Here is a 25,563-nt window from a genome sequence, read left to right as displayed (position 1 = left end):
CCAAAGAAGATCAAGATTTAATGGACAAACTAAATTCGAACAGAAGTTTACTTATTCAAACAATGACAATTTCACTGATCACTGTATAAATAGCTGTTGTTAGCTTTGATAGTTCAGAATTGGATATAATATAAGGAGGCATGACATAAACTAATTTTCCAAAAGGTCGAATCCAGACCCTTTCTTGAACAAATCGTTTTTGTATTTGGGCCATATCAACAGGTTGATGTAGTTCAACTACGCCAATTGCCCCTAAAACCCTCACATCTTTCACTGGCTCTAATTCGAGACAGGTAGAAAGTTGCAAGTCAAGTTGTTCCTGTATTTGAAAAACTTTTTCTTTCCAGTTGGAGGACATAAGCAAGTCGATACTGTCGTTAGCTACAGCACAGGCCAGTGGGTTTGCCATAAATGTTGGGCCATGCATAAAAACTCCGGGTTCGCCCTGCGATATGGTATTGGATACTTTTTTTGTGGTCAAGGTAGCGGCAAAGCTTAGATAGCCACCGGTTATTGCTTTGCCTAAACATAAAATGTCTGGAGATACATTGGCGTGATCACAGGCAAAAAGTTTACCTGTTCTTCCGAAGCCAGTGGCTATTTCATCACAAATCAATAAGACGTTATATTTTATACAAGCTTTTTTTATGGCTCTTAGGTAGTTGGGAGAATAAAACCACATTCCTCCGGCTCCCTGCACTATTGGTTCCAAAACAACGGCGGCCAATGTGTCAGAGTGTCTTTCAATAATATTTATGAGTGGTACGGCATCTTTTTCATTCCACTTTTCCCCAAATCTAACTTTAGGTTGTTCAGCAAAGTAGTGTATAGGTAGATTCCCATGAAACATTTTATGCATACCTGTTACAGGGTCGGAAACGGACATGGCATTCCAGGTATCCCCGTGGTAACCTGATTTAATGGTCGCAAATTGATTCTTGGTTGGTTGCTTAAGGGCATGCCAATATTGTAATGCCATTTTTAGGGCAACTTCAACTGATACTGACCCTGAATCACAAAAGAATACTTTTTCCAATCCTTTTGGGGTTAAATCAATCAGTTTTTTTGCCAATAGTACGGCAGGCTCATGTGTCAAACCACCGAACATCACATGGGCCATTTTTTTTAGTTGAGCAGAAATTGCAGCGTTTAGTTTAGGATGATTGTATCCATGGATTACCGCCCACCACGATGACATTCCATCAATCAATTCCTTTCCATCAAGCAACGTTATCGTACAGCCATTAGCATCCTTAACAGGGTAAACCTGTATAGGGTTATCCATCGAAGAGTAGGGATGCCAAATGTGTTCTTTGTCGTATTCAAGTATACTGTTAATGTTCATTTTGACTAAGCTTTTACTATATGTATGGATAGTGAACTGATTTATAGGAGATGCCTAAATAAGTATTAATTATGTGAGGTTCAGTATAGTCCAAAACCGCAATCAATTGATGAAACCAGAATTTTATGTTCGTACTTTTTTATTCCATCAAAAACTTTAATTCCTCGCAAGTTTTGCTGGGTACAAATTCAACCAATGCGTAATCTGCCAATTTATTTTTTTTGAACGGATCATTTTCGATAATTCTTTCCAATTCGGATTTTGACTTAATATTGCATAAGATTATTCCACCTGTTCTAGGAACCTTCCTCCCTGAAGCTAGGAAATGTTTCAGTTCATATTGTTCATTTAGGAATTCAATATGCTCGTCAAGAAACTGATCAATTTTTTTTACCTCAGCTTTATATGTCAAATTAATAATGAACATTTAAACTACTTTTTAAAGCCTAGTTTTTGAAAACCCTTGGTCCATTGGAATAGCATTTGGACCTTTATCTATTGTCCCCATTTCAATACGTTGAGATAGCTTGTGATTTGCAACTTGCTTACCCCTTCAATACTGTTGATTTTATCTACTGTTTTTAATAAGTGGTTATTATTCTTGCACATGACATTGAGCTCTATATTGTATTTGCCAGATGTTTGTGCAAGGAAGCTCAATTCGGTAATCTCTTTTAGCTTTTCAAGGGCTTTTCCCGTTTTGTCGGCAGGTTTGACGGCAATCATAATCCGGGAATAAGAGTGTAACCCCATTTTTTCAGGCTCTGCGCGACCGATTATTCTAAGGACATTTTCCTCAAGAAGTTTATTGTATCTGTTCCTAATGGTACTTACGGCTACATTAAGTTCATCGGCAATTTCGGTAAAGGATTTGCGTCCGTCTTTTTGCAAGTGCTTTATTATTGAAAAGTCCAAGTCATCCAGTTGAATTTCTTCGCTCATTTTTCTTCGGTATTTATTCATCAAATATAGTTTAATAGGAATACATAAGGGTTTCTTTAAACGCTCAATCGATCAAGTGCAGCGTTGGAGGGTATAAGTCTCCCATAAGCCTATAATCATCCACAATGCTTAATACTCTTATTTGTTCCAGGTCTCTAAAATATTGCAAAAAATATCATTTATCAACATTTAAATGCAAAAAATATTATTTTAGTTTGGTCAAATGATAAAATTTAGTTTTATTTGAGAAATAATTGCAAAATTTATTAACTAACTAGTATGATTATGAGAACTCAAATTAAAAAACTAAAATTTCTTATGGTATCCGTAATTGTGTTATCAGGGTACGTTTCTTACGGGCAAGAAGACGAAGCGTCGAAGGCGGAGGAGCCAAAACCTTATGAGGGTTTACAATTAAAAGTAAATGACAATTGGAAGGTCAAGTTTTCGGGACAAGTAAACGCATATTATGTGCTTACATCACAAAAAGAGGATGCTGAATTTGGTGTAGAAAAAGAAACCTTTCACTCTATCAGAAATGGGATCAATCAAGCCACTGTGTCCATTACGCCACAATATACTTCTGAAAGCGGTTTAACGGTTACAAGTAATTTTGAATTGGCCTTTGGGCTATCAAATAGCGGTGTGGATGCCTCTTTACCACAGTCAAGAGGGTTTGGCTTTGCATCTGTCGAAGTAAGGCAAGCTTATATTAACGTGGCGACACCGAAAAGCGGAAGCTTTTTTATAGGAAGAGGTTTTGGGATGTTTGCTTTAGATGCCATTATCTATGACCAAAGTATTTTGGGGATAGGTGCCAATTATTCATTTAACACTCCAAGAAATACTACTCTCGCAGGTGTGGGGTATGGCTATATTTTTGTGGATAAGATAGCCCAATTAAATTATACTACCCCAGCTTTTTTTAACAAGACATCAACCCTGTCTTTAGGGATTTATGATCCTTTTTCAAGTTTTGATATCTATGGAGCCTTTGGAGACCCTTTTGGATTTACAAACAATCCGTCAAATGTGGGAGTCCACGGTAAGTTTGCGTTCAACAAGCCGTTCAAGGATGGTGGTTTTTATTTCAGTAGCGCTTTCATTTCACAAGAAATCGCGGATAATGGAACCAATGCCGATTTAAACGCTTTTGGTATAGATGCATTTATGAAATTAAACTTGAAGGGCCTTACCTTGTCCGGTTATTACTACACGACCGACGGAATGGGTGATGCCGGACTTATGTTCGGTCCTGCAATAGCTGTAGGGTCTGAAGTAGAAAAGGTCAAGTCGGACGGGTTTTATGCCCAAGCTACCTATGCAATTCCAAAGTCACCTGTGACTTTAGGTGTTAATTATGGATCTAGTAGGGTGAAGGATCAGATTAATGGAAATTCCCTTGAATATAGTGATAGTGCAGATAGGTTGACCAATAGTATTTCCTATGCGGTTACTTCCAATCTAGTGTTGAAATCTGAATTCACTATCCAAAGCAGGCATCGAGTATTTGCCCCTAAGGCAAATGTTTTCTCGTTGGGAGGCTACTTCGCATTTTAAATTTAAACTAATAAACAAAAGGATATGAGCAAGATAGAGATTACGGCGCCAATGCCAGGTGTTTTTTATACGAAGTCCTCGCCGGACAGTGAAGTTTACAAAAAGCCAGGGGACCCTGTGAGGAAAGACGACATCATTTGTCTTATTGAGGTAATGAAGACCTATAACCAAATAGTATCTGAACATGTGGGCACTTTTGTCAGCTATGAAGTGGAAAATGAGGAGTTAGTCATGGTAGGTCAGGTACTGGCAATAATTGAAGTTGATTGATTATGAAGATTAAGTCGATATTAATAGCGAATCGTGGGGAAATAGCAGTTCGGATTATCCGGGCGGCCAAGTCATTGGGTTTGAAGACCGTTCAGGTCTACAGTGATGCCGATGCCGATTCGATGGCCGTTAAGATGGCCGATGAAGCAATCAATATTGGTTCTCCAATGGCATCCAAATCCTATTTGAACATCAATTTATTGGTAGAAACCGCTAAAAGGGCAAAAGTCGATGCCATACACCCTGGATATGGTTTTCTTTCTGAAAACGCAGATTTTGCCGATGCCACTAGGGAAGCCGGAATCATTTTTATTGGACCAAGAGGTGCCACCATCAGAAAATTGGGCGATAAAGTGGCGGCCAGACAATTGGCCAAAGAGGCGGGTGTACCTACCGTGCCCGGTAGTGATGGGAGGTTGGAAGACCTTGACGAAGCCATAAAAGTAGCAAAGGATATAGGGTACCCCTTAATGGTTAAAGCCTTGGCAGGCGGAGGTGGAAAGGGAATTCGAATTGTCAACAACGAAGAAGAACTCAAGACTATGTACTCAGTGGCCTTTAATGAGGCTAAGGCAATTTTTGGAGATGGAGGATTATATATTGAAAAGTACATTCAAAAAGCCCGCCACATTGAAGTACAGATTTTGGGGGATGGAGAGAACTTTATTCATTGCTATGAACGAGAGTGCTCCATTCAAAGACGTAGGCAGAAAATATGGGAAGAGGCACCGGCCATAGGGATTCCTGAAGATGTACTTGATAAAATGCATAAAAGCTCCGTGGAGCTTATCAAGAAGGTAAGCTATCGTGGGGCGGGTACTGTTGAATATGTTTATGACAACGATACACAAGAGTTCTATTTTATTGAAACCAATACTAGGATTCAAGTGGAGCATCCAGTTACAGGCATGATTACCGGAATCGACCTAGTGGCCGAGATGATTAAAATAGCAGGAGGAATGCCTTTGGAAATAAAACAGGAAGATGTAAAAGTCAAAGGACATGCCATAGAGTGTAGAATCAATGCAGAAGACACCACCAAGAATTTCATGCCTTGTCCGGGGAAAATTGAGAAGCTGTCAATACCTGAAGGAGCTGGGATTCGGTTCGATACATTTATTTATGAGGGCTATACTATTCCTATGTACTACGATTCATTGATCGGGAAATTGATTGTCCTTGGGGATAACAGGGAAGATGCTTTAAAAAGGTTGAGAGAGGTATTGAGAAACATATCCATTGAAGGAATCGAAACCACGATTCCATTGCATGCACAACTTGCGGAAAATGAAGATGTCATTAAGGGGTCGGTGGATACGCAATTTTTAATGAAAATGCTTGATAGCAAAGATTAATTATAACTAAAACCAAATAAAATGAAAACACATATTTCAAAAAGCTTATTAATGCTAACACTACTTTTGAGCGCTTTTTCGTGTAAAGAGAAACCCAAAAGTCAAGAAACAAAAGAAACAAGTTCCGAAACTGAAGAAGTGGCGAAGCCAAGTTCTTATGCCGCTAGTGAGGTGACCCCTGCATTCTCAGCAGATGGAACCAATAAGGATGTTACCTATACAACGTTGGACAAGGCGACAAAACCATGGAAAATCTGCGTGTCTTTCCCTCATATGAAGGATGCTTATTGGTTGGGCGTAAATTACGGGGTAAGCGACCAGGCCAAAAAAATGGGAGTGCAGATGAATCTAGTGGAAGCTGGAGGCTATACCAATCTTAACCGACAGATTTCGCAAATCGAAGACTGTGTCGCCAGTGGTGCCGACGCGGTTGTTATTGGTGCCATCTCTGGAGACGGGTTGAATAATATTATAAAAGAAATATCGGATAAGGGCATCCCAGTTATCGATTTGGTCAATGGGGTCACTTCCTCTGATATTAAGGCAAAGTCCCTAGTTTCTTTTTATACCATGGGATATGAAACAGGAGCATTCTTGGCAAAGAAACATCCGTCAGGATCCGAAGCTGTAAAAGTAGGTTGGTTTCCCGGACCTGCAGGTGCGGCATGGGTAGAAGCGGCCCACCGTGGTTTTATGGATGCCGTTAACGGATCTGCACTTGAAATATTAGAACCAAAATTCGGTGATACGGGAAAAGAAGTACAGTTGAAATTGGTGGAAGATGTACTACAGAGTAACCCGGATGTAAAATATATAGCTGGAACCGCAGTGACCGCAGAGGCGGCCCAAGGACTTATAAGGGAACAGAATCTTGTGGGCAAAGTCAACCTACTTGCCTTTTATATGACACCAGGGGTGTATACCGGTATTGAACGTGGATTCATCATGGCCGCTCCGGCTGGTGGTATGGTGCTTCAAGGAAGGTTTGCCATAGATCAGGCAGTAAGGATATTGGAAGGCAAACCTTATATAAAACATGTGGGGCCTAAAATCGTAGTGGTCAATAAGGATAATATTAATGATATTCCTAGGGCCGATATTCTCCCTCCTGTTAATTATAAACCGGAATTCAATATTAACTAAAACCTGAAAAAATAAAATGACAACTGGAACAGTACATACAAAGCCCTTGGTGGTCATGGAGGGTATTTCTAAAAATTTCCATGGTTTCTATGCTCTAAAAAATGTGGATTTTAATCTATCAGAGGGCGAGGTTCATGTATTGTTTGGTGAAAATGGTGCCGGTAAGTCTACCTTGATGGCCATTTTAGCAGGGGTCCATAGACCGACTACCGGTACCATTAAAGTTTCTGAACAAGAAGTTGCATTTCATTCTGTACATGATTCCAAACATAGTGGTATTGGAACCGTCTTTCAGGAATTCTCATTGGTTCCTACCTTAACGGTTGCCGAAAATATATTTCTTGGGGATGAACCCTTAAAAAATGGTTTTTTGGATAAGACCAGATGTTTAAAGGAGGCAGAAGGATATTTCAAAAGACTTGATTTTGATATCGATATCAGAAAAAAGGTTTCAGAGCTGTCTAGGGCCGAACAACAGATGGTAGAGATTGTCAAGGCCATCAAAGCGGATGCCAAAGTGTTGATACTTGATGAACCCACAGCTTCTCTAACGGACAAGGAGGTCGCCAAGCTATTTGAGTTTGTACATGGTGCTAAGAAAAAGGGCGTAGGTATTATATACATTTCACATCGAATTCAAGAATTCAGGGAAATTGCAGACCGTATAACGGTATTACGTGATGGGGAGTTGATAGGCACCTTTAATTTAAATGAAGTTTCTGATGAGGATTTGATAGAATCAATGGCGGGTAGAGCCATTGCAGAAATTTATCCTCCCATAATAAAGCAGGAAACGAATACACCATTACTGCTTTTGAAGGAATTTCAAGCCGAGGGTTTGCAGCCCATAACCTTGGAGGTCAAATCTGGGGAAGTATTGGGGATTGCCGGATTGGTGGGTAGTGGTAAGTCCAGATTGTGGAGAAGTATTATGGGGCTCTATCCTGCCACAAGTGGAACTGTGTTAAAGGACGAAACCGACCTATTCAGGAAAGCTACAAAAGTATTGGTCAAGAATGGCATCTTTTACCTGCCCCCGGATCGGAAGGAAGAGGGGCTGCAATTGTTGGCCAAAACCGAGAACAATATTAAGACCAATGTATTGTTCAGAAAAGACATACTTTCAAAATTTGGATTGGTAAACACTGCTAGGCAGCAATCCATAACGAAACAGGCTTCCCAAAAATCAGATTTAAAATCAAGGTATCTGAAACAATCTGCAGCCGACCTTTCTGGAGGCAACCAACAGAAAATATTGTTTGCAAAGGGATTGGTTTCGCAATACGACATCTACATTCTTGATGAACCATCGGTAGGTGTCGATGTCGGAACCCGATCGGGAATCTACCTTCTTATCAAGGAATTGACAGAAGCAGGCAAGGCCGTTGTTGTTATCTCTTCAGATCTTCCAGAGGTAATCAATCTTTCCCACAGGGTCTTAGTCTTTTCAAAAGGACATATCACAGCGGAACTTGAAGGAGATCAAATTACAGAAAACAACATTCTGAGCAACTTTTTTTAATACGATTATAATGACAGAACAAATACATACAATGGATGAGGCAGAAGGGACGGGAAAGTCAAAATTGACGATGGTCCGAAACTTTTTGATTAGAGCTTTTAATGATTATGGGGTGTTGCCATTCTTCTTGGTAATCGCCATAATTATTTTCTCCAGTTTTTCATCCAAATTTTTGACACTGGAGAATATGACCAATGTGGCACGTCAATCAGTATATCTGACCTTGGTGTCCCTTGGGCAAATGATGGTATTGATAACCGGGGGATTTGACCTTTCAGTGGGTACCAGTATTGCATTGACATCGGTAATTTCCTCAACGGCAATGGTTGCCCTGGCCAGTGCATTTCCTGATATGGTATGGCTTATAATCATTGTTGGTATTCTCTGTAGTATCATCACCGCTTTGGTTATAGGGGCATTGAATGGAGTAGGGGTATCAAGATTCGGAGTGTCCCCGTTCATTATGACTTTGGGGGTACAATCCATAGGGGCTGGTTTTGCTTTATTTATTACGGGCGGAGTGCCGGTATCAGGCCTTATCCCGGAATTTGGAAATATTTTCGGATTTGGTAAACTTTTAGGTATTCCTATTCCAGTGTTATTGGCCATCCTATCGATTATCGGTATGTGGATATTGATGAACAGAACAAGAATAGGTAATTATATCTATGCCGTAGGAGGTAATATCAAGGCAGCAAACCTTTCGGGTATAGATACCAAAAGAATCCTTTTGTTTACCTACATCATGTGTGCCTTGTTGGCATCGCTTGCGGGCTTTTTATTAACAGCCAGAGTAGAATCAGGAGAAACAAATTTAGGAGCGAATATTGCCTTGGAATCCATAGCGGCATGTGTTATAGCTGGGGTTTCATTAAGAGGAGGTATAGGTAAAGTCGAGAACGTGGTCCTAGGTGCGTTTTTCATCATTATGGTACAAAATGGAATGAACCTATTGCAGGTGGGATCTTATGTACAGATGATATCCCTTGGAGCATTATTGATTCTTGCCATCATTTTTGACAGATACAGGTTTAGGTTTAATCGAACATAAAACATAAAAAAAAGAATGACAAATTTAGAATTACAGAAAAGGAAAGAAAAAGCCATAGCCAGAGGTCAAGGAAATTTAAACCCCATTTTTATTGACCATGCAAAGAATGCCGAGCTTTGGGACGTAGAAGGAAAACGGTATATCGATTTTGGAGCTGGTATTGCTGTGGTGAATACAGGCCATGTTAACAATAGAATCACTAAATCGGCCACCGATCAATTGGGGAAATTTGTACATGCCGGTTTCATGATCACGCCTTATGAAGCCGGGGTGGAGCTAGCGGAAAAGCTCAATGAACTGGTGCCTATTGAAGATGCGAAAACCATGATTGTCAGTACAGGTGCCGAAGCTGTGGAGAATGCCATTAAGATTGCCAAGGCCTATACAAAAAGATCCGGTGTTATCGCTTTCCATGGAGGGTTTCACGGACGTACACATATGGGACTCGGGCTTACCGGAAAGATTTCTCCCTACAAGAAAGGTTTTGGTCCTTTTCCAAACAATATTTTCCATGTCCCTTTCCCGATTCCTTATTACAACATTACGATAGAGGATTCCTTTAGGGCCATGAAGAATCTCTTTACCAGTACTATTTCTCCGGATGATGTGGCTGCTATTATCTTGGAACCAGTACAGGGAGAAGGAGGGTTCAACATTGCTCCCCCAGAGTTTTTGTCAAAGCTAAGAGAGCTTTGTACGGCACACGGTATATTGCTTATCTGTGATGAAATACAAACAGGGTTTGCGCGTACAGGTACATTCTTCGCAACTGAACAGTACGGAATAGAGCCTGATTTAATGACGTTGGCCAAAGGACTGGCCGGCGGTTTTCCCTTATCCGCAGTCGTGGGCAAACGAGAAATCATGGATGCTTCTGAAAATTTGGGAGGAACCTTTGCGGGATCTCCCGTAGCATGTGCCGCGGCTCTGGAGGTCATAGATATCATTAAATCCGAAAATCTTTGCGACCGGGCCAATGAAATTGGTAAAATTGTTACACAACGACTATTGGATTTGCAAAATGAGCATTCAGATGTTATTGGAAATGTTAGGAATAAAGGAGCCATGATTGCCGTAGAGTTTGTGAAAAATGGAGATCCGGATACCCCGAATCCCGAATTAGCAAAAGCTATTGTGAAAAAAGCTTCGGAAAATGGCCTTATCATCCTCATGTGTGGCATCAGGGGAAATGCAATTCGAATATTAACGCCGCTAACAATTGATAATCAAATACTTGACGAAGGATTGCGTATTTTAGAAGAATCAATTGTCGGACTATTAAAAACTAAAGAATATGAAAAAAGTTATGGACATTAATTGTGATATGGGCGAAGCCTTTGGTCATTGGAAGGTCTCTGATGTGGATGATGAACAAATAATGCCCTATATCAGTTCGGCCAATGTGGCAACGGGGTTCCATGCAGGTGATCCCAACCACATGGATAGACTGGCGCAACTGGCACTCAAATATGGGGTAAAAGTAGGGGCGCATCCCGGATACAGGGATTTACAAGGTTTTGGTCGTAGAAAGATCAATGCTTCCGTGAAGGAACTTGTCAATGATATGATTTATCAAATTGGTGCCATGCGGGAATTTTGTAGCCTTTACGGCATGCCGCTTAACCATGTTAAGCCCCATGGGGCTCTTTATATGGAGATGGCCGTTAATAAGGAACTTGCTATTGCATTTATAGATGCTATGCAGAAAATTGGTAAGGATATTCCTGTTTACTGTATGGGCAATTCTGAAACTTATAAGGTTGCTCTTGAAAAAGGCCAACCCGTTGTAAGGGAGTTTTATGCCGACCGGGATTATGGAGACAATGGCTCGATAGTATTTACTAGGCATGTAGATAAAATTGATGCCGAAGCCATTAAGGATAAAGTATTGTTGGCCTGTCTCGAAAACAAGGTTAAAACGGTGACAGGTAACATTATCCCTATCGAATTTGAATCGATTTGCTTCCATTCCGATACCCCTGGTAGTTTGGATATCGCTTCCAAACTTAAAGAAGGCTTTCGAGACAAAAACATCACGTTATCAGCGTATAATCATTAAAATGCAAAAGATGGAAACAAGATATACATTCGGTGGTGATGAACACTTATTTGTGGAATGCAGCGAAGAGATGTCGTTGGAAGCGTTCTTTAAAAGCCTTTCATTGACCGAAGCCATTAAAAAAGCCGGGATTAAGGGCATTACCGAAATATGTCCGGCGAATGCCTCATTTCAGTTAAGGTTTGACCCCGATATCATTAAACCAAATGATTTGTTGCAATCCGTTCAGATTATTGAAAAGGCCGGTAAAAAGATTAAAAGATCCATTAAAACTAGAATTATCGAATTCCCGGTTTTGTATAACGATCCATGGACCCATGAAACCTTGATGCGGTTTAGGGACCGTCACCAAATGCCAGACGGAACGGATTTGGATTATGCGGCTGAAATCAATAACCACGAGTCGGTTGAAGGCTTCATAAAGGCTCATTCCGAAAGTCCTTGGTTTGTTACCATGGTAGGTTTTGTGGCGGGTTTACCCTTTATGTACCAAATGGTGGACCGGGATCGTCAGATTCAAGTGCCAAAATATTTAAGACCGCGAACCGATACACCTAAATTGACCTTAGGGCATGGTGGATGTTTTGCTTGTATTTATTCCGTAAAAGGAGCAGGGGGTTATCAAATGTTCGGAATCACGCCCATGCCAATATATGATCCTACCCAGTCCGTTGAACATTTAAAGGACTTCATGGTATTCTTCCGTCCCGGTGATATAGTGAAGTTCAGACCTATCGATATGTCGGAATACGAAGAAATTGTGCAGGAAATTGAAATGAATCAATATAGACCGGTAATTAAAGAGGTTCAATTTGATTTGGATCAATATAATGAGAATACAAAAAAATATAATAATGAACTTGTTAAGGCCTTGAAAGATGATAGAGATAATTAAACACGGGCTGCTTACAAGCATACAGGATCTTGGAAGACCTGGATATTTTCATCTTGGTATTCCGCTTTCAGGAGCGATGGATCGGTTTGCCATGCGTGTTGCTAACTTATTGGTTGGCAATAGTGAGGACTTGGCCGGACTTGAAGCAGTCTTTATGGGACCCCAGATTAAGTTTGAAAAAGATGCCCTAGTAGCTGTTACAGGAGCAGAGATCAGCGTAAAAATAGACGATGAGGAATATCCGACCTGGACCACCTTAAAAGTGAAGTCAGGACAGGTTCTATCCTTTGGACCTCTCAAGTCCGGTGCCCGAATGTATATTGCCATTTCGGGGGGAATAGATGTTCCCATGGCACTTGGAAGCCGATCAACTTACTTGGTAGGGGCTTTAGGTGGTGTGAATGGTAAAGCGATAGCCAAAGGAGACCGTTTACCTCTCGGTAAAAATCACGGTAAAGTAAAGGAAGGTACTACATTGTCCGATACGCTTAAACCTATTTCTTCTAAACAGGCAGAACTACGTGTTTTACCCGGTCTCTATTGGCATCGTATAAGTCCACCGTCACAAAAAACATTTTTTGATGACGAGTGGAAGGTTGCCTTGGAAATTGACAGGATGGGATATCGCTTCAAAGGAGGGACCAAGTTGGAATTTGTAGACAGAGAGCCGCCATTTGGAGCAGGTTCAGACCCTTCCAATATTGTGGACAGTTGTTATTCCTATGGTTCCATTCAAGTGCCTGGGGGTGTAGAGCCCATTATCTTGCATCGGGATGCAGTTTCCGGAGGTGGCTACTTTACTTTGGGAGCGGTTATCTCGGCAGATATGGACATCATTGGGCAATTACAGCCCAACACCCCTACTTTTTTTAAGAAAGTTGATATGAACGAGGCATTGCAAGCCAGGTTGGAACGAGTCAATTTATTGGAAAAAGTTAGGACCCATATCAATGAACAGGGTTAAATAATCTTTTCGGTTTATTTTAAGTTTAGTTAGTTGGCTAGCGGTGCTCCTGAGTTTACTTAGGGGCGCCGACTTAGCATTTTTTAGGGGTAATAAAAAGTAGAAAAAAAATCAAAAATGGATATTTCTCATTTATTAAAAAATAAAGCATTTATAAACGGTGAATGGGTTTTGGCCGATGACAAGAATAATTTTGAGGTTCAAAACCCCTTTGATGATACAATTATAGGGTCGGTTCCCGATTTGGGAGTTGAAGAAACCAAAAGAGCTGTACAAGCTGCGAAAGTTGCATTGAAATCCTGGAGTAAAAAGACTGCATTGGAGAGATCTAATATCTTGAGAAAATGGTTTGAGCTTCAAATACAGCATAAAGATGAATTGGCTTATCTGTTGACCTTGGAGCAGGGAAAACCTTTACAGGAGGCCAAAGGGGAAATAACCTATGGCGCCTCTTTTATCGAGTGGTTCGCAGAAGAGGCCAAAAGAATCTATGGAGATGTCATTCCCTCTCCCTTTGAGGACAGAAGGATTGTGGCTATAAAGCAACCTGTAGGTGTAGTGGCGGCCATTACACCATGGAACTTTCCGAATGCCATGATAACAAGAAAAGTAGGGCCTGCATTGGCAGCAGGGTGTACAGTTGTGGTAAAACCTGCGGAAAGTACACCATTTTCTGCTTTGGCCTTAGCTGCTCTTGCTGAAAGAGCAGGTATTCCAAAAGGAGTTTTCAATATCATTACGACCAACCGACCTATAGAAGTAGGTCGTGAGCTGACCACAAATCCAATTGTTCGAAAAATATCCTTTACCGGGTCTACTCCTGTTGGTAAGATATTATTGAAACAGTCTGCCGATACAGTCAAAAAAGTATCCATGGAACTAGGGGGAAATGCACCTTTTATCGTTTTTGACGATGCGGATGTAGATGCCGCTGTAGATGGTGCCATTGCTTCAAAATATCGGAATGCCGGACAAACCTGTGTCTGTACCAATCGCATATTCGTGCAGGAGCAGGTGTATGATGAGTTTTCTGAAAAACTGTCCCAAGCAGTAAAAAAGATGAAAGTTGGCAATGGTTTGGATGAAGGTGTGGAAATAGGTCCTTTAATCAATCGTAAGGCAGTAGCTTCTGTAAATGAATTGGTCCAAGATGCAACCTCCAAAGGTGCCAAAATTATGACTGGGGGGAATATGACCAATGAAAAGGGCAATTTTTATCCGCCAACGGTGCTTTGTGAAGTAAACCAGGAGATGAAAATATTCCACACAGAAATCTTTGGTGCCGTGGCTACTATAATCAAGTTTTCTACGGAAGAAGATGCAATCCGCATGGCAAATGATACCTCGTTTGGTTTGGCTTCTTATTTCTACACAAATGACCATGCCAGGGTATGGAGAGTTTCTGAAGCATTGGAGTATGGAATGGTCGGGGTCAATACAGGATTGATCTCTACAACAGTGGCCCCTTTTGGGGGAATAAAGGAGAGTGGAAACGGTCGTGAAGGTTCCAAATATGGGATTGACGATTATTTGGAGATCAAATACATGTGTATTGGGGGTATCACCGACTAAATGTGTAAAAAAGTATTCGTAACAGATTATAAAATCATTTGATAATGACACTAAAACAAAAAAATATAAAACAAGCTTTTGAACACCAGGGAATAATCTATCAAAATGCTCAATACCAATTGTCTTCTGTTGATTTAAGGGAAGTTATTCTTGAAGAAGAACTTGGTAAAGAGACTTCTTTAGGGGCGTTGGCCATTAATACGGGGAAGTTTACAGGAAGATCTCCGAAGGATCGATTTATTGTCAAAGATCAGCTTACAGAGGACACGGTTTGGTGGGGCGATGTCAATATTCCTTTTGATTCAAATCAGTTTATGGATTTACATCGCAAAATGACAGAATATCTGAGCGATAAAAAGGTCTATATCAGGGATTGTATGGCATGCGCGCATCCAGATTATAAAATGGGTATTAGAGTAATCAATGAATATCCCTGGTCCAATTTATTTGCCAATAATATGTTTTTAAGGCCATCTGAGGCAGAAAGAAAGCAGTTCCAACAAGAATGGACCGTCATTAATGCCCCAGGCTTTTTGGCTGATCCAAAAGTAGACGGTACCAGAAGTGCCAATTTTGCCATCTTGGACCTTTCTAGGAAAATTGCCCTGATTGGGGGAACAGGATATACCGGTGAAATAAAAAAAGGAATTTTCTCGGCCCTTAATTTCACACTTCCAGTAAAGAAAAATGTATTGCCAATGCATTGTTCTGTCAATGTTGGTGAGTCTGGGGACACGGCTATATTTTTTGGGCTTTCAGGGACTGGAAAAACCACTCTGTCTACCGACCCGAACAGAAAACTGGTTGGTGATGATGAGCATGGATGGGACGGAAATAACAATATTTTCAATTTTGAAGGGGGTTGCTATGCCAAGGTCATTAATCTTTCGGAGAAAAACGAACCGGACATTTTTAATGCTATAAAAGAAGGAGCATTATTGGAAAATGTAGTACTCGATGAAACGGGAGGGGTGGATTTCGAAGATGCGTCCATAACACAGAACACTAGGGTCAGTTACCCGATTTACCATATAAAGAATATTCAGGTTCCTTCTGTATGTACCAATCCCAAAAATATCTTTTTTCTGACAGCGGATGCATTTGGCGTACTGCCTCCCATCTCCAGATTGACACCCAATCAGGCGGCCTATCATTTCATATCGGGATATACGGCCAAAGTAGCTGGAACTGAAGCAGGTGTAGTAGAGCCCGTACCTTCGTTTTCTGCATGCTTTGGAGCTCCTTTTATGCCTTTGCACCCTTCAAAATATGCCGATATGTTAAGTGAAAAAATAAAGGAGGCCAATGTAAATGTGTGGCTTGTGAATACGGGTTGGACTGGAGGCCCCTATGGGGTTGGTAACCGTATTCAACTAAAATATACAAGAGCCATGATTCATGCTGCCATAAATGGTGATTTGGGAAGTTATTCTTATGAGAAGTATCACATTCACTCCGTATTTGGTTTGGCGCAGCCAAGAAGTTGCCCAGGAGTACCTTATTCCTTGTTAAGCCCCAGAGCAACATGGAACGACGACAAAGCTTATTATAAAATGGCCTTTAAACTTTCAAATGCTTTTCGTGAAAACTTTAAAAAGTTTGAAGCCGACTGCAATGAAGAAATTATGAGAGGCGGGCCTCAGCGGTATGCATACTAACAAAAAGGTATATGATAGGGGTTGATAATAAGATAGCAATAACGGGATGGGGTTCAGTTTCAGCTCTAGGTTCCTCTACGCAGCAAATATGGGGAAATTACCTGCACCCCGTACATCACTTAAAGTCTCAAAATTTTGGGGCTTTTAGTGCCTCTGCTGCACCTTTGGATGTAAATACCTATAAAGAAATAGAAGCCCTTAAACTGGAACAAGTTAAATACAGGGAACTTGACCCTTCGGTTTTATATGCCATAATTGCTTCAAGATACGCAACCTCAATGGCAGGATGGGATTCCAATAAAGAATTCGGGATTAATATAGGGTCTTCCAGAGGGGCAACCTCATTGTTTGAGAAGTATTATGATGCGTTCCGTGCTCATGGGGCGGAACGCACCGATACACTCGCATCACCAACTACTACTTTGGGAAACATAGCAACGTGGGTAGCAAATGACCTAGGGACCAATGGTCCGGAAATAAGCCATTCCATTACTTGTTCGACAGCATTGCATGCAATTCTAAATGGAGTAGCATGGCTACAATCAGGTTTTACCGATACGTTTCTTGCTGGAGGTTCCGAGGCACCTTTAACACCTTTTACAGTGGCACAGATGAAAGCACTTAAAGTGTATACTAGGGAAGATGCCAAACCTAATAATTACCCGGTACGAAGCCTTGATATGCAGAAAACGCAAAATTCCATGGCATTAGGAGAAGGAGCTGCGGTCTTTTGTATGGAAAAGGAGGCATCGGATAGAGCATTGGCCTATATCGAGGGGATAGGGTATGGAACAGAAACCTTGGAACACAATACATCTATCTCTGAAAAGGGAATATGCTTCCAAAAGTCGATGACAATGGCCTTGGAGGGACATAAACTTTCCGATGTGGACGCCATTGTGATGCATGCGCCAGGAACGGTAAAAGGGGACCTGTCGGAATATAATGCCATTCAAAAAATTTTCCGAAGACAACGCCCGGCCCTTACTTCAAATAAGTGGAAAATAGGCCATACGTTGGGAAGTTCCGGGGCCTTGAGCATGGAATTAGCTTTGCTGATGTTGCAAAACCAACTTTTCATAAAAGTTCCGTACAGTCATCACAGAGCTCCTTTAAAATTGAACAAAATATTGGTCAATGCCGTAGGTTTTGGCTGCAATGCCGTTAGTGTTTTGTTAAGTAGACCAATTTAAAATGTAAGGTATGAATGAAATTAAAAATGATTGGAGCAAGGAGGAAATCCTTGAAATTTACAACAAGCCCTTAATGGAACTGTTGTATGAAGCTGCAACAGAGCATAGACGATATCATGACCCGAATACCGTTCAGGTTAGTACGTTGGTATCTATAAAGACAGGTGGCTGTCCAGAAGATTGTGGGTATTGTCCCCAAGCGGCTAGATACCATACCGATATTGAAGGCAATGAGCTAATGTCGGTTCAACAGGTAAAGGCCCAGGCCTTGCGGGCAAAGTCTTCCGGCAGTTCAAGAGTTTGTATGGGTGCAGCTTGGAGAAATGTTAAAGATGGTCCCGAATTTGACCAAGTATTGGAGATGGTACGCACCATTAACAAATTGGATATGGAGGTATGCTGTACATTGGGTATGGTCACGGAGAACCAAGCGAAGCGATTGGCGGAAGCCGGACTCTATGCGTATAATCACAATCTTGATTCCTCGGAGGAGTATTATAAGGAAGTGATATCGACCCGAGGATATGAAGATCGGTTACAAACCATTGATAATGTTCGTAAAACAAATGTAACGGTCTGTAGTGGCGGTATAATAGGTATGGGTGAAAGAGTAGAAGACAGAGCAGGTATGCTGGTAGCCCTCTCTTCGCTATCGCCCCATCCTGAGTCAGTCCCCATCAATGCTTTGGTAGCCGTAGAAGGTACACCATTGGAAGGCCAAGAACCGGTTTCCATTTGGGAAATGGTACGCATGGTTGCCACGACCAGAATTGTGATGCCATTCACGCAAGTACGTCTTTCCGCCGGTCGTACCCAAATGACGAAGGAAGGGCAGGCCATGTGCTTTTTTGCCGGAGCCAATTCCATTTTTGCCGGGGACAAACTTTTGACAACCCCAAATCCTGATGTTAACGAGGATATGGAACTGTTTAAGTCATTGGGGTTGAAACCTCAAAAACCCTTTATCAAAAAGACGCAGCCTAAAACTGTGGAGGCTGAAGATTCGGAATACCAGGATTTAGGGGAAAAGCCAAGATGGTCAAGGCCGAACCATCACATAGAAAGAAATAAAGAGACAGCAGTAAAAAATTTAATAGATGGAGAAATGGCTAAAAAAAGTAACGCTAGAGGGCAATAAGGTTGTCTTGATTCCTATGCAAGAGGAACATGAAAAAGACCTTTTGTTTGCTGCAAGTGATGGAAACCTATGGGATTTATGGTTCACCTCTGTTCCATCCAAAGAGACGATTTCAAGTTACATAAACTATGCAATCGATGAGTATGATAAAGGAACTTGTCTGCCCTTTACTGTTGTAGAAAAGAGAACCGGTGAACTGATTGGTTCCACAAGGCTATTTGCCGCCTCGCCAGAGCACAGACGATTGGAGTTAGGTTATACATGGTATGGAAAATCATATCAGGGAACTGGTATAAATACTGAATGTAAATATTTGATATTGAACCATGCATTTGAAAAACTGAAATGTATTGCGGTAGAATTTAGAACACATTGGCATAATACCAAATCTAGAAATGCGATAACTAACTTAGGAGCAAAACAGGATGGGGTATTGAGAAATCATCAAATTGATAATAGCGGGGCTCTTAGGGATACCGTAGTATTCTCAATAATTCAAAGTGAATGGCCCACTGTAAAAAAGTCTCTGGAATATAAAATTAGTAAAAGCACACTTGACTCCTAGTAGAGACAAGACTAAATAATGAAGAACAATGAAAACCAATAAAAGAAAAGCAAAAAGTACAGTTCAAGTAGATAACGATGCTATAAAAGTTGTGCACTGGAGTTTTGAACCAGGAGCTTCAACAGGTTGGCATAAACATGACTTTGATTATTTGGTAATACCAATGGAAAATGGACAGTTGACATCAATAGACAATATGAATGAAACTGTACTAAATCTTCAGAAAGGTAAATCCTATTTTAAATCGGCGGGAGTAGAACACGAAATAATAAATAGCAATGAGTTTGCCTTTCAATTTGTAGAAGTAGAATTGAAATGATTGATTAAGTTTTTCTAACATGGTAGTTATATGGGTAATATTTTAAATCTGACTCTTGGCGTACTGTTAGGTGCAATTGTATCGTATCTAGTGCCATTTGCTATAAATTTCTTTTTGTCCAAAAAATCAAAGCAAAAGATACTGGGAGAATGGTTGGCTACTTGGAAGCATGAAGGTGGTGGTGATTCCCAGGATTGGATTGTGGAAGAAGTTGTTGCCAAAAAAGATTTTTTCAGAGGGATAAAGTTTGAAAGCCTTAACAACTGTAAAGGGTTGAATTGGGTAGGATACGGAGGAATTTTTGAAAAAAGATATTTGCGGGGGGAATGGCATTCGTTGAACGATGCCGCATATGCAAATGGCACCTTTATGTTCATCATATCCTCCAGGGGCAATTTCATGAGCGGTTATGAAACCGTACCCGACGATGATGGCAAACTGACGTTTCGTGAATTTTTTCTTGGAAGACAACCTGAGGATCTGGAAAGAGCAAAAAGTTGGATGAAGGATAGATAATAGACCATCTAAAATTAGTGAAAAGAGGAGTGTTTGCAATACATCAACCTTTCAATAAATAATCAAATTCTTCTATGTCCTATGAGCGATAAAAAGAAAAGAAAACAAGGCATGTTGGAAAATGTAATGAGGCAATTCAATAATGCCGCCGATATAATGGAACTTAATCCGAACATTCGAAAGATTCTCAGTATTACGAATAATGAGATTGTGGTGCATTTTCCAGTTAAAATGGATGATGGGAATGTAGAGATTTTTACAGGCTATAGGGTGCAGCATAATAATTCTTTAGGTCCGTACAAGGGAGGGCTTAGATACCATCCAACCGTTGATATTGATGCGGCTCGTGCACTGGCCATGTGGATGACATGGAAAACTTCTTTGGCTGGCTTGCCATATGGTGGCGCAAAAGGAGGTATTCAACTGGACCCTCTAAAATATTCACAATCGGAACTTGAAAGGATAACAAGAAGATTTACGTATGCTCTGGGCACCAACATTGGCCCTGAATTTGATATTCCTGCCCCTGATGTAAATACGAATCCACAAATCATGGCCTGGATATTAGATACGTTTATGTCAACGAAAGCTCCTTCAGATCGTTCGGCTAATATGCATGTGGTTACAGGAAAGCCTATTGGTACTGGCGGTTCTGAAGGTAGGGATCGGGCAACGGGCTTTGGGGTTTTTCTCAATATCAAATTTTGGGCAGCCCACAATCAAGTAAACCTGAAGGGCAAGAAGTTTATCGTACAGGGCTTTGGAAATGTAGGTTATTGGGCATCTTATTTTATGCAGGAAGAAGGAGCCTTAATGGTAGGTGTGCAGGATGCATACGGTTCGCTGGCAAATAAAGAGGGGATATCCGTAACCGACCTATTTGCCCATAGCAGAACCAATAGGGGTAGTATTTTAGGCTACACTAAAGCAAATGAAATCAACAAAGAAGATTTTTTTGCGCTAGACTGTGATATCTGTATCCCTAGTGCTCTGGGCAATCAAATCACGTTAAAAAATGTAGGCGGTATAAAAGCCAAGTTAATCGCGGAAGGAGCCAATGGCCCTACTGACGTTGAGGCAGAAAGAATTCTTTTAGATAGGGAGATTGAGATTATTCCCGATATCCTATGTAACTCAGGTGGAGTTATTTGTAGTTATTTTGAATGGTTGCAAAACAGGAATGGAGAGATATGGACCTTGGATGAAGTTTTGGAAAAATTACAACGAAAGCTGTTCGATTCATTTAACAGAGTCTTGAAAACGGCCCAAGAGTATAAGGTTGACTTAAGGACCAGTGCATTTATTATCGCTATCAAAAGATTGGAAGACACTTATGTACAAAGAGGTGTTTTTCCATGATAGAACAAAGGAATTAATTAATTGTTGATACTTGAAAATGTAAAAATGGTCCAATGAAGAATTTTATCACAATCATCATCTTGTTTGCTAGTATAAACCTTTTAAAATCACAGACCAATACCGTGAAAACTGCTTTAATCCTTATAGATATCCAAAATGACTACTTCAAAGATGGCAAAATGGAGCTTTGCATTCCTGAAGTGACCGCACAAAATGCAAAAAGGGTTTTAGAAAAGTTTAGGCATGAAAAGTTACCTATCATCCATGTTAAACATGAATCGACTAGACCTGGGGCCTCTTTTTTTGCGCCAGGGACAAAAGGAAGCGAGATACACGCATTAGTGAGTCCGATAGAAGATGAAAAAGTAGTGATTAAAAACTATCCTAACAGTTTCAGGGAGACTGAGCTTTTGGGATATTTAAAAGATAAGGAGATCGACAGATTGGTTATCGTTGGAATGATGTCGCATATGTGTGTGGATGCCACTACCCGGGCCGCGAAAGATTATGGTTTTGAGTGCGCTGTTATTGAAGATGCTTGCACTACCAAGGATTTAGAAATTAACGGCAAAACGGTTTATGCCGAGGATGTGCATAATGCATTTATGGCAGCTCTCGATTATTATTACTCCGATGTCTTTACTACGGAAGTATTTCTAAAAGGATGGGGAAAATAAGAATCGAGGAATATTGGAAGATGTCCAAAGTAGTGTAATAGTTAATTGGCCTGATGAAACTAAGATTGAACAGAGTTTACGGTAGAAATACAATCATGAAAGTAAAGATTCTATGAAAATTTAGAGAAACCAGAAATAAAAGCTCAATCAGCATATTCTTAGTGCCAACCCAAATCGACAGGAATATGTTTTACTCATCAATCATAAAGGAGTTTGACGAAAAAATAACACTTCTAGAAAAGGGAAATGATAGTACTTTGTTTAGGGCTGAAAAAGGAATTGATACGGCTTCTAAAACATTGACCAGGTTAAAAGAAGGGCTTATAAAATTTGGTGTTAGGTCCGCTCAGGAAGAGATTCGCTTTTTTAAGATTATCAAGGTTCGACCCATGCGCTACCTTATCTATTATACAGAGGTAAGATCTTCCGAACTGCGTATTCCGAAATGGGGATGTGTAAAGCAACTGGATTTTCTGGAGGAACAAATAAAGAAAGTAAATCAATTTTTTTCAAGACATACCGACTTCCTGCTTTATATGGAGCAAGGTTATACCCATTTTGACGAACACTATTTTACAAGGGAGTATTTAAATCGTAATCCGGTAGTTAAAAGTTATCCGTATTACAAAGATCCTGTTTTTAATACATCGCATGATGAGATTTGGGCAAGAATCAAAGGATTGGCCATGTATGCCAATTATCTAAAAATAAAAAGTTTGGAGATAAAAAATTGCTGTAAAACCAACCGTGCAGTTACTCAGAAGGAACTTTTGTGGACAGGCTCGTATGCCGCTTTTGTGGAGTTGGTCTATGGACTCCAAGCTATGGGATATATCAATAAAGGAAATGTAGACATTAAAAAAATAGTGGACCTTTTGGGGGATTTTCTTGATGTTCCAAAAGGCAATCACTCTCGCACATATAACGAACTAAAGTCTCGAAAGGGCTCACAGATAAAATTCTTCCAAGAAACAGGACGGAAATTACTTGAAAAGATGGATGAAGAGGATGGTCTTGACGAATAAAAACCCGAACTCGGTTCGCACTCGGTTTTCCCATTTGAAATAAGTATTACCGCATTTTAATGACTTCATATACCCATGCCTTGTGCCAAATCAATGCAAATTGTATCAAAACGGTCAAATGTTAAAATACGACCGAACTCGGTTTAGACTCTGATAAATTCCCAATAAAGCCCATCAATTTTGTAAAACGAAAGTCAAATCAGCGAAGAGGCCATCAAATTAGGTGACAGTAAGGCGATGGTCTCTTTTATTTAAATCGTTTTACAAATGGCAGCAACAATCATTACCACCGAAGACCTTCGGGAATTCAAAATGGAATTGCTCGATGACATCAAGCAACTTCTTAACAACCAGTCCGGGCACACTTTTAAAAAGTGGCTTAAATCCCCAGAGGTAAAGGAGCTTTTGGGAATCTCTTCGGGCACCTTACAGAATTTAAGAATCAATGGCACATTGCCCTATACCAAAGTAGGCGGTGTACTCTATTACGATTATGAGGAAATTATGAACGTGATGGAAAAGAACAAAATCCATAACAAATTCTGATATTCCTTTGGAACAAATCAATTATATCAAGCACCTGAACGCCGTATTCCTGCAATTTTCTAAGGACGGCCGTTTGAATCCCACGCACATCAGTCTGTACGTGGCCCTTTTCCAGTTATGGAACAATTACCACTTCCCCGATAATTTCCATATCAACCGGGAAGAAGTGATGCAGTTTTCAAAAATCGGTTCAAAGACCACCTACCACCGTTGCATCAAAGAGCTGCACCATTGGAAATACCTGTTATACGAGCCTTCACACAATCCATTCCACGGTAGCAAAATCAAGATGTTCAATTTTGGGACAAGTGATGGACAAGCACTGTACCCAAGCCATACCATTATCGGGACAAGCAATGGACAAGCGGTGGTACCTATAAACAAACATATACAAACAGGAATAAACAATACAAACGGGAATAAACTTGACCGGCCCAAAAATGAAAACGAGGTCATCAATTTTTTTCAAAAAGAAAATTGGCCGGAACTGGAGGCCAAAAAATTCTACAACCATTACCAGGGCATCGGCTGGAAAGTAGGTGGCAAAACAAAAATTATCGATTGGCAGGCCACCGCCCGCAATTGGATGCTAAAAGCGGACGAGCTAAAAACGGAAAAAACATTGGTAGCGGTTAGCCAAAATACGGACAACCTAAAGACAAGTTCCAACAAAAATTATAGTGAGCCTCTATGAGTTCCCATAAACCACATATCATCATCGAGGGCAGTGTTCGATATACCTTGGGGACATTTAGGAACAATGAAATCATTTACGATTTTGATAAAATGCTTGTTTATCTCAATGCCAAGGGGAAATTGCTCTTTGGTAGGAAATTCAGGATTTATGAGGAAGACCGCAACATACTTTTCAAGCTGTGCAATTATTACATCAAGGACGAAGCAAACTGTAAAAAACTTGGTATCGACATCCATAAGGGCATTTTGCTTTCCGGTCCCGTGGGATGCGGAAAAACCAGTCTGATGAAACTCTTACGCCATGTCGTACCCCACCGTAAACCTTATGAGGTCATCCCTACCCGGAATATTGCCTTTGCCTTTAACAATATCGGCTATAAAATCATTGAAGATTATGGTGATAAAAAGTTCTACTGCTTTGATGACCTGGGTATAGAACCCACAGGCAGACATTTTGGGAAGGATTGTAATGTATTGGGAGAAATATTGCTTTCCCGTTACGAGCTATTTTTAAACTATAACATTCAGACCCATGCCACCACCAACCTTAATGCCCAGGAACTAGAAGAACGGTATGGGAATCGGGTACGCTCACGTATGCGGCAAATGTTCAACTTGATTAGTTTTGATGTGAAGTCTAAAGACAAAAGGTGTTGAACATTCACGAGTACCTCTAAAAAACAATAAGAACGATACAGCTAATTGTTTAATTTGGTGGCTTTTGATAAGGGGGCTAGGGATAAGAGGAGGTGAAAATAATACCATTTCACTATTGTTAAAAAATATCTTAACAACTCCATTAAAATAAGCAGCAATTTATTATACCGAACAGAATAAAATCTTTATTTTGTTCAAAATTTGTCAAGCCATCTTTTGAACATATATTGATGATGATTGGAAAGCATATCAGGACATTGCGAGAAGGTAAAGGAATGTTGTTAAGGGAGCTAGCTGCCATACTTAATATTGATGCAGCGATGTTGAGCAAAATGGAACGGGGAAAGCGCCCTTTTAGAGAGGAAGACCTTGATATTCTTTCAAATGCTTTGAACGAAAACAAAGAAGAACTTTATACAAAGTGGTTGGCTGATAAGGCGTTGAGAGCAACCAATGACGAAAAATTTCAATCAAAAGCTCTTCAACTGGCCTTGACAATTTGCAACAATGATAAATTAAACTACCTGAAATAAGGG

27 protein-coding genes are annotated in these 25,563 nt (G+C 40.4%); 24 read left to right on the top strand and 3 right to left on the bottom strand.

What is annotated here, in order from left to right; translation table 11 throughout:
• Positions 1 to 55: 55 nt before the first annotated feature.
• From bioA to J0656_RS18675, 3 genes are all read right to left on the bottom strand, one after another.
• A complete protein-coding gene (bioA, locus tag J0656_RS18685; RefSeq protein ID WP_207036642.1) occupies positions 56 to 1,345 on the bottom strand; it encodes an adenosylmethionine--8-amino-7-oxononanoate transaminase in 1,290 nt (429 codons plus the stop codon).
• A gap of 139 nt (positions 1,346 to 1,484) precedes the next feature.
• Positions 1,485 to 1,772 carry a YciI family protein gene (locus tag J0656_RS18680; RefSeq protein WP_207036641.1) on the bottom strand — a complete coding sequence of 96 codons (288 nt, stop codon included), beginning with the start codon at positions 1,770 to 1,772 and terminating at the stop codon, positions 1,485 to 1,487.
• A gap of 68 nt (positions 1,773 to 1,840) precedes the next feature.
• Complete coding sequence (locus J0656_RS18675; RefSeq protein WP_207036640.1) at positions 1,841 to 2,308, bottom strand: Lrp/AsnC family transcriptional regulator; 468 nt, start codon at positions 2,306 to 2,308, stop codon at positions 1,841 to 1,843.
• Positions 2,309 to 2,572: 264 nt separating this feature from the next.
• Between J0656_RS18675 and J0656_RS18670 the strand changes: the two genes are divergently transcribed.
• The 24 genes from J0656_RS18670 to J0656_RS18555 all read left to right on the top strand — a co-directional run bounded on the left by J0656_RS18670 (position 2,573) and on the right by J0656_RS18555 (position 25,560).
• Positions 2,573 to 3,847, top strand: coding sequence for a hypothetical protein (locus J0656_RS18670; RefSeq protein ID WP_207036639.1), 1,275 nt, complete (start codon positions 2,573 to 2,575; stop codon positions 3,845 to 3,847).
• Between the two features lie 24 nt (positions 3,848 to 3,871).
• Positions 3,872 to 4,117: an acetyl-CoA carboxylase gene (locus J0656_RS18665; protein WP_207036638.1), complete on the top strand. Its 246-nt coding sequence runs from the start codon at positions 3,872 to 3,874 to the stop codon at positions 4,115 to 4,117.
• Positions 4,118 to 4,119: 2 nt separating this feature from the next.
• Entirely contained in the window at positions 4,120 to 5,472 is a 1,353-nt protein-coding gene (locus tag J0656_RS18660) for an acetyl-CoA carboxylase biotin carboxylase subunit (RefSeq protein ID WP_207036637.1), read from the top strand.
• Positions 5,473 to 5,523: 51 nt separating this feature from the next.
• Positions 5,524 to 6,615 carry a TMAO reductase system periplasmic protein TorT gene (gene torT, locus J0656_RS18655; RefSeq protein ID WP_207036636.1) on the top strand — a complete coding sequence of 364 codons (1,092 nt, stop codon included), beginning with the start codon at positions 5,524 to 5,526 and terminating at the stop codon, positions 6,613 to 6,615.
• A gap of 16 nt (positions 6,616 to 6,631) precedes the next feature.
• A complete protein-coding gene (locus J0656_RS18650; protein ID WP_207036635.1) occupies positions 6,632 to 8,137 on the top strand; it encodes a sugar ABC transporter ATP-binding protein in 1,506 nt (501 codons plus the stop codon).
• Between the two features lie 10 nt (positions 8,138 to 8,147).
• A complete protein-coding gene (locus J0656_RS18645) occupies positions 8,148 to 9,188 on the top strand; it encodes an ABC transporter permease (protein WP_207036634.1) in 1,041 nt (346 codons plus the stop codon).
• 15 nt (positions 9,189 to 9,203) lie between these two features.
• Entirely contained in the window at positions 9,204 to 10,505 is a 1,302-nt protein-coding gene (gene gabT / locus J0656_RS18640) for a 4-aminobutyrate--2-oxoglutarate transaminase (RefSeq protein ID WP_207036633.1), read from the top strand.
• Positions 10,483 to 11,247 (top strand): 5-oxoprolinase subunit PxpA, encoded by a 765-nt coding sequence (locus tag J0656_RS18635; RefSeq protein WP_207036632.1) that lies wholly within the window; start codon positions 10,483 to 10,485, stop codon positions 11,245 to 11,247. The genes gabT and J0656_RS18635 overlap by 23 nt, the downstream gene beginning before the upstream one ends.
• A 10-nt stretch (positions 11,248 to 11,257) precedes the next feature.
• Positions 11,258 to 12,142: a 5-oxoprolinase subunit B family protein gene (locus J0656_RS18630; RefSeq protein ID WP_207036631.1), complete on the top strand. Its 885-nt coding sequence runs from the start codon at positions 11,258 to 11,260 to the stop codon at positions 12,140 to 12,142.
• Complete coding sequence (locus tag J0656_RS18625; protein WP_207036630.1) at positions 12,126 to 13,106, top strand: 5-oxoprolinase subunit C family protein; 981 nt, start codon at positions 12,126 to 12,128, stop codon at positions 13,104 to 13,106. The genes J0656_RS18630 and J0656_RS18625 overlap by 17 nt, the downstream gene beginning before the upstream one ends.
• 117 nt (positions 13,107 to 13,223) lie before the next feature.
• On the top strand, positions 13,224 to 14,678 hold the full coding sequence (locus J0656_RS18620) for an NAD-dependent succinate-semialdehyde dehydrogenase (RefSeq protein ID WP_207036629.1): 1,455 nt from the start codon (positions 13,224 to 13,226) through the stop codon (positions 14,676 to 14,678).
• Between the two features lie 44 nt (positions 14,679 to 14,722).
• The gene (gene pckA, locus J0656_RS18615; RefSeq protein WP_207036628.1) at positions 14,723 to 16,336 is read left to right on the top strand and encodes a phosphoenolpyruvate carboxykinase (ATP); all 1,614 of its coding nucleotides are present in this window, start codon (positions 14,723 to 14,725) and stop codon (positions 16,334 to 16,336) included.
• Positions 16,337 to 16,347: 11 nt separating this feature from the next.
• Positions 16,348 to 17,529 (top strand): beta-ketoacyl synthase N-terminal-like domain-containing protein, encoded by a 1,182-nt coding sequence (locus J0656_RS18610; RefSeq protein ID WP_207036627.1) that lies wholly within the window; start codon positions 16,348 to 16,350, stop codon positions 17,527 to 17,529.
• 10 nt (positions 17,530 to 17,539) lie between these two features.
• Positions 17,540 to 18,667, top strand: a complete 1,128-nt coding sequence (gene bioB / locus J0656_RS18605; RefSeq protein ID WP_207036626.1) for a biotin synthase BioB — start codon at positions 17,540 to 17,542, stop codon at positions 18,665 to 18,667.
• The gene (locus J0656_RS18600; RefSeq protein ID WP_207036624.1) at positions 18,627 to 19,232 is read left to right on the top strand and encodes a GNAT family N-acetyltransferase; all 606 of its coding nucleotides are present in this window, start codon (positions 18,627 to 18,629) and stop codon (positions 19,230 to 19,232) included. The genes bioB and J0656_RS18600 overlap by 41 nt, the downstream gene beginning before the upstream one ends.
• 28 nt (positions 19,233 to 19,260) lie before the next feature.
• Entirely contained in the window at positions 19,261 to 19,551 is a 291-nt protein-coding gene (locus J0656_RS18595; RefSeq protein ID WP_207036622.1) for a cupin domain-containing protein, read from the top strand.
• A gap of 30 nt (positions 19,552 to 19,581) precedes the next feature.
• Positions 19,582 to 20,067 (top strand): hypothetical protein, encoded by a 486-nt coding sequence (locus tag J0656_RS18590; protein ID WP_207036620.1) that lies wholly within the window; start codon positions 19,582 to 19,584, stop codon positions 20,065 to 20,067.
• Positions 20,068 to 20,148: 81 nt separating this feature from the next.
• Entirely contained in the window at positions 20,149 to 21,426 is a 1,278-nt protein-coding gene (locus J0656_RS18585) for a Glu/Leu/Phe/Val family dehydrogenase (RefSeq protein ID WP_207036618.1), read from the top strand.
• Between the two features lie 53 nt (positions 21,427 to 21,479).
• The gene (locus J0656_RS18580; protein ID WP_237688992.1) at positions 21,480 to 22,103 is read left to right on the top strand and encodes a cysteine hydrolase family protein; all 624 of its coding nucleotides are present in this window, start codon (positions 21,480 to 21,482) and stop codon (positions 22,101 to 22,103) included.
• A 185-nt stretch (positions 22,104 to 22,288) separates the two neighbouring features.
• Positions 22,289 to 23,128, top strand: a complete 840-nt coding sequence (locus J0656_RS18575; RefSeq protein WP_207036615.1) for an RteC domain-containing protein — start codon at positions 22,289 to 22,291, stop codon at positions 23,126 to 23,128.
• Between the two features lie 267 nt (positions 23,129 to 23,395).
• Positions 23,396 to 23,674: a helix-turn-helix domain-containing protein gene (locus J0656_RS18570; RefSeq protein ID WP_207036613.1), complete on the top strand. Its 279-nt coding sequence runs from the start codon at positions 23,396 to 23,398 to the stop codon at positions 23,672 to 23,674.
• 7 nt (positions 23,675 to 23,681) lie between these two features.
• Positions 23,682 to 24,368: a hypothetical protein gene (locus tag J0656_RS18565; RefSeq protein WP_207036612.1), complete on the top strand. Its 687-nt coding sequence runs from the start codon at positions 23,682 to 23,684 to the stop codon at positions 24,366 to 24,368.
• Positions 24,365 to 25,027: a P-loop NTPase family protein gene (locus J0656_RS18560; protein ID WP_207036610.1), complete on the top strand. Its 663-nt coding sequence runs from the start codon at positions 24,365 to 24,367 to the stop codon at positions 25,025 to 25,027. The genes J0656_RS18565 and J0656_RS18560 overlap by 4 nt, the downstream gene beginning before the upstream one ends.
• A gap of 230 nt (positions 25,028 to 25,257) precedes the next feature.
• Complete coding sequence (locus J0656_RS18555) at positions 25,258 to 25,560, top strand: helix-turn-helix domain-containing protein (protein ID WP_237688991.1); 303 nt, start codon at positions 25,258 to 25,260, stop codon at positions 25,558 to 25,560.
• The last annotated feature ends 3 nt before the right edge of the window (positions 25,561 to 25,563 follow it).

Source organism: Flagellimonas aurea (assembly GCF_017313785.1).
Classification (GTDB): domain Bacteria; phylum Bacteroidota; class Bacteroidia; order Flavobacteriales; family Flavobacteriaceae; genus Flagellimonas; species Flagellimonas aurea.
Note: the sequence above shows the minus strand (reverse complement) of the source record. Positions and strands in the feature narration are given on the sequence as shown.